At 27.6% G+C, this 5,377-nt stretch carries 5 protein-coding genes; all 5 read right to left on the reverse strand.

The genetic code is table 11. The features are described 5' to 3' along the window. Positions 1–1,447 (reverse strand): DKNYY domain-containing protein (locus Q0370_RS04670; RefSeq protein WP_299572766.1); only part of this gene is annotated, 1,447 nt, incomplete at its 3' end. A 35-nt stretch (positions 1,448–1,482) separates the two neighbouring features. After that, complete coding sequence (locus tag Q0370_RS04675; RefSeq protein WP_299572769.1) at positions 1,483–1,833, reverse strand: DKNYY domain-containing protein; 351 nt, start codon at positions 1,831–1,833, stop codon at positions 1,483–1,485. Positions 1,834–1,920: 87 nt separating this feature from the next. After that, the gene (locus tag Q0370_RS04680; protein ID WP_299572772.1) at positions 1,921–3,096 is read right to left on the reverse strand and encodes an Hsp70 family protein; all 1,176 of its coding nucleotides are present in this window, start codon (positions 3,094–3,096) and stop codon (positions 1,921–1,923) included. Next, positions 3,093–3,734: an Hsp70 family protein gene (locus Q0370_RS04685; RefSeq protein WP_299572775.1), complete on the reverse strand. Its 642-nt coding sequence runs from the start codon at positions 3,732–3,734 to the stop codon at positions 3,093–3,095. Before Q0370_RS04685 ends, Q0370_RS04680 begins: the two co-directional genes overlap by 4 nt. A gap of 128 nt (positions 3,735–3,862) precedes the next feature. Beyond that, on the reverse strand, positions 3,863–5,377 hold a 1,515-nt coding region (locus Q0370_RS04690; RefSeq protein WP_367270838.1), incomplete at its 5' end, for a DnaJ domain-containing protein.

Below are 5,377 nucleotides of genomic sequence, written 5' to 3' on the forward strand. Positions count from 1 at the left end.
GTTCAAAAGTTTTTAAATCTAATCCTTTTATATTTATTTTTCGAGTCTTTATTTCCATATTTTCATTTTCTTTTTCAATATCTTCTAAAAAATATAGTCCATTTTTATCTTTTATCATTCCATAACTTAATTTTTTAAATGTCTTTGGATCAATTCCGTCCAATTTATATTCAAATAAATAAATATTTTTGTCATCTCTCGCAAAAGTATTATCCACCATTTCAAATGTTTTCGGATTTACATAGGATAATTTTTTGAATTTTATTTTATCATCTCTGTTATCCACAAAATAAACATTGTTTTTGTCTTTATAATATGTGCTATAATGTCCTCCAGCAAATTCCAAAGTTGCAATATCTACTCCTTCTATATTTTGTATTTTTGGTATGAAAGTTATACCATCATCTGCTCTATCCAAATAAAAAACATTCTTATAATCTTTTATAAAACTAAAATCACTGTTCAACACTTCAAATCCTTTTGGACTAACACCTTCCAATCTCTGTTTATCAATAAATACGCTATTTTTATCTTTTGAAAAAATTCCCAGCTCAAATGTATCAGCATCTGCTCCTTCCAGTTTTTTTAATTCCTGTTTATCTTCAGTCATATCAACATAATAAACCGAATTTTTATCTTTATAAAATGCTTCTTTAAAAATATCCTCAAAACTTGCCACATCAATGTTTAAATTTTTTATTGTTCTTATTTTAGTTTTTCCGTCATCTGTCGTATAAATCTCATAGACATTTTTATTATCCTTTAAATAATTATCATCAAAAATTTTAAGCCCTTCAATACCAACAGAATCTAGCTTTTCTCCATTATAATAAACATTTTTCCTGTCTACCCCATAATTTCCGTTTACAATTTGAAATGTATTTTTATCAGCATTTTTTACTATTTTCACTTTCCCGTTTTTATTATCTACAAAATATACGTTATTTCTATCTTTTATATAACTGCTATAAGAAGAATCAATGTCATCAAAAAATTCTAAACTTTTTACATCAATATTCAAATTTATTTTCTCAATTTTTCCATTAGAAAAATAATACAAATTATTTTTATCTTTTACAAAATCATTCAATTCAAGTACTTTTTCAGCACTTCCAACATCAATTCCGCTTTTGATTTTTTTAAAATCATTATCTGAATGATAGTAAAAACTGTTTTTATCTTTATAATAGTCAAAAATTCCAAAATACTTAAATGTACTAAAATCAATGTTCAAATTATTTATTTTTTTTGCTTCAATTTTATCGTTTTTCCTGTCATACAAATCGCTATTGCTATTAAATGTCAAATAGTAATTATTTTCGCTTTGAAGAATATAATTATCCTGTCCTATTTCTTCAATAACTCTAACATTATTCGGATTAATTCCGTTTATTTTTTCACCAATATAATAAATTCCATTTTTATCTTTTCCAAATTCCTCGCTCAAAGTAATAAAGCTGTTCCTATCAATATTTGGTAATTTTATAAAACCTTTTTAAGCGTTTTTGTATCTACCTCTTTCAATTCCTTTTTTTCATAAGCATCAAAAACAATTTTCTCATCCTTCACAAAATGACTTCCAAATATTTTAGCACTTTTAGGATCTATTTTTTCAATCTTTTCCCCTTGATAATAAATATTATTCTTATCTTTTGCAAAATCATTTTCCAATATTTCAAATGATTTTTTATCTATATTTTTTAATAATTTTGGCTTTTGTTCCATCCATTCCCGATAATAAATTTCTCCATTTCTTTTTATATATTCTGCATTCACAATATTTCCTGTCAAAATTAATAACCCAAATATTTTCAACAATTTTTTTATTTTCATAATTATTTTCTCCTTATAAAAAGTTACGCTTATTATTTATAAAAGTCCATAAATCTCAATAAACACAATATTTTAAAATTCATTTTTCTAATTCCAAAACTCCAGTTCATCTTCCTCTTCCACAGCCTCATCTTCTTCCTTTTCGTCAATATCTCTTAAAATATCATCAACACTCAAGTCGTTCAGTTCAGGATCTATTTTATCAAGAAAAGCTGAAAATTCTTTTTTTACTTTTTGAATACGTATTCTATCGCCAGTTCTTACAATCATCTGATAATTTTCCAAATATTCTGAAATGTAGTTTCTAATTTCTGTATTTACTATTTCGGCATAAATTCGGTTTGCTCTTTCAATCAGCAATTTATCTTTGTTTTGATTTTCTGACTGAATTTTTATTTCTTCTAAAGTTTTGATTCTTTCGTTTTTTTCTTCTTCGGATAAATCTCCGTTTATAATTAATTTATTTCTCTTTTCTCCCGTACTCATTGCAGTTGCTTCTGCTTCTAAAATTCCATTTATATCATAAGTAAATCTTACGTTCACTTTTTCATTTCCTGCATTATTTCTTGGCACATTTATTTCAAATTCCCCTAAAAATAGATTATCGTTTATATTTAAGCTTTCTCCCTGATAAATTGCAATTCTTATTATTGTCTGATTGTCTTCTACTGTTGAAAAATATTCAGACTTGCTTGTAGGAACCGTTGTATTTCTTGGAATAATCGGTGCAAATCTCTGCCCAATTACTTCAATTCCGAGTGTAAATGGACACACATCTGTCAAAATTCTTTCCTTAAATGCCTTGTTTCTCTCCTTCATTCCCACAGTTACACCAACGCCGTAAGCTACGACAGTATCAGGATTTTGAGCTATTGACACGAGTTTATTGCCTTCAATAAAATCAGTATTGTCAAAATAAGTTTTTTCTCCACGCATTTTATTAAAATACTTTTCCACAAATTCTTCCACAATTCCTAATTTTACAGCCCCGCCGACTAGCACAACTTTCTCAATTTCTCTTGCATCCGTATTTCCATCCTGCAAAGCCTTGTCAATCGCAACTTTCATTTTTACAAGTAGTGGTTTTACAGCCGCCCTGAAATCTACCTGTGTAATTTCTGCTTTATAGCCTTTTCCTTTAATTTCCAGTTCAATTTCCACATCTTTTAAACTTATCAGTTTTTTTGCCCTGTCTGCCTTTGTGTACAATTTTGTTCTTTCATCACGGCTCAAGTCAGATATTGATAATCCTATATTTTTCAAGAAAATTTCACATATTTGGTAGTAAAATCCTCTCCACCAAGCATCGTATTCCCACTTATCGAAATCACTTCCATAATATCCTCAAATGTTTCAAGCAATGTAACATCAAATGTTCCACCACCCAAGTCAAGTACTATAAATTTTAGATTTTTATCTAAAATATGGCTTCCAAGTGACAATGCCGCAGCTGTTGGCTCATTTATAAGCCTTTCCACTGTAAGCTCTGCCAGTTCCGCTGCTATTTTGGTATCTTTTCTCTGTTTATCATTAAAATATGCAGGCACGCTTATTATTGCCCTGTCTATCTTTTCATTCAGTTGCTTTTCAGCATTTTCCTTTAAATGTTTCAGTACAAATGAAGAAAGCATCTGTGCATCAAAAGTTCTATTCTTTACTTTAATTTTTGCTTCCGTTCCCATCCTTCTTTTAAAATTGCTCGCAGTTTCCCCAGCGTTCATCATTCTCCTTTCCTTCGCCAGTTCTCCCACGATTATTCCATCATTTTCATCAATTCCCACAATAGACGGAATCAAAATATTCCCATATTCATTTTTTACAAACTGTATTTCCCCATTATCATCAATATATGTCGCCAAACTATTTGTTGTCCCCAAATCAATTCCAATCATTCTTCCCATTTTATCTTCCTCCTTTAACAGTATTCTTTTTTATAAATCTCAAAACTTAAAATTGTTAAATATTTAGTCAATATATCTTATCCAGTATCTTTTTCGCAAAATTTTCCACAGCCTTATCTTTCTCTTCCTTACTTTTTTAAGATAAATACATCTAAAACTTTTTTTGAAAATTCTCTTAATCGCTTGTATCTTATATTTGTAGTTACTACCATTTTTACAAATAAGATTATATTTAAAAATACAAATTGAAATATCAGCTGTGAATATAGTAAAAATGGTATAATTGAGGATTCATATTCCGCATTGCCAATAACAATAAGATTTACAACAAACATTATACTCATTAAAATCGACAAGTAACTTGAATACCCATATCGCATACTCCACTCAAATTCTTTTTCTTTAGCTATATTAACCCAGTCTAAAATTATGAAAAAAATAGTTCCAAAAATCGCTATATACCAGTCAACAATAGGATTTAAAAAGAATAAAAATAAAACTATCGCACCAAAAATACTCCATAAATAATGCGTTATGCGTAAACTTATTCCTACTTTCTTATTATTTTTTTGTTCTCTATCAAAAATTTCTATATATTTATTAACATCAACATATTCATTTCGTATTTTATAAGTTATAAATTTAAAAGTTGTTCCTACTTGCTCTATATCTCTGTAAGGGTATAACGCAATATTCTTTCCAAATAATCTAAAAATCTTAATATTAAAATAGTCTTGAATAAATTTTTCATATCCTTTTTCATTTTCTGAAAAATTTTCACTTACAATATTTTTTACAATTTCATCCAAACTTGCATTTTCACTTTTACCAGTATCTACCCAAGTCTCCCCTAAAATATCTGCATTCATATTAGAATTATTTAGATTATAAATCAAAAGTTCCATTTCAATTCTCGTTATATTTCTCCAAGCATAATCACGTAATCCATTTTTTTGTAAAATTTCTCTAATTTGATTTTTTTCCGAAACATCAAAATTAAAATGAAAATCACGTAAAATTTCTCGATATTCTGTTAGTGGACGTTTTTCAGATGAAAGAAGATTTTTAAGCCGTCCTAGCCACGCAGATATTGATTTGTTTGTTGTTTCATTTTCATCAAAAACATTTGAAAAATCTTGTGTTTTTTCAAAAAAACTTTTATAGCTTGAATTATTGGCAGAATTAAAAAAATTATCAAATATATCCTCAATAGAATCCCCTTCATATTCATTAAAATTCGATTGCTCAAATCCCAAAGCAATTCCGTAAGCTTCGTTAATTCTACTAAATATTTTATCATAATTTTCAGGATTGTTGCGATGATACCTCTTTAATAGCTCTTTATACTTCTTTTTTATTTTTTCTTTATCAGTTGTAGGTTCCATTTCTAGTATTTTAAACGCTTCTGTAAATCTATCTTCTGTTCGCATAGAATTTTTTAAATATTCAAAAATATTAAGTTTTTCATATTTATTTTTATTCTCTTCTTTTTTATTGGCAGAACTATTATTTTTATTTACATTCTGATTATTTTTACTATCCTGCTTATTCTTTTTCTCCTTATTTTCATCATTTGCCTTTTTTTTATCAGTTTGCACTTTTTTTGGAACTTCATAAATAAATATCTTTTTAGCACTTTCCAC

It is taken from the genome of uncultured Leptotrichia sp. (assembly GCF_938036635.1).
GTDB lineage: Bacteria > Fusobacteriota > Fusobacteriia > Fusobacteriales > Leptotrichiaceae > Leptotrichia > Leptotrichia hongkongensis.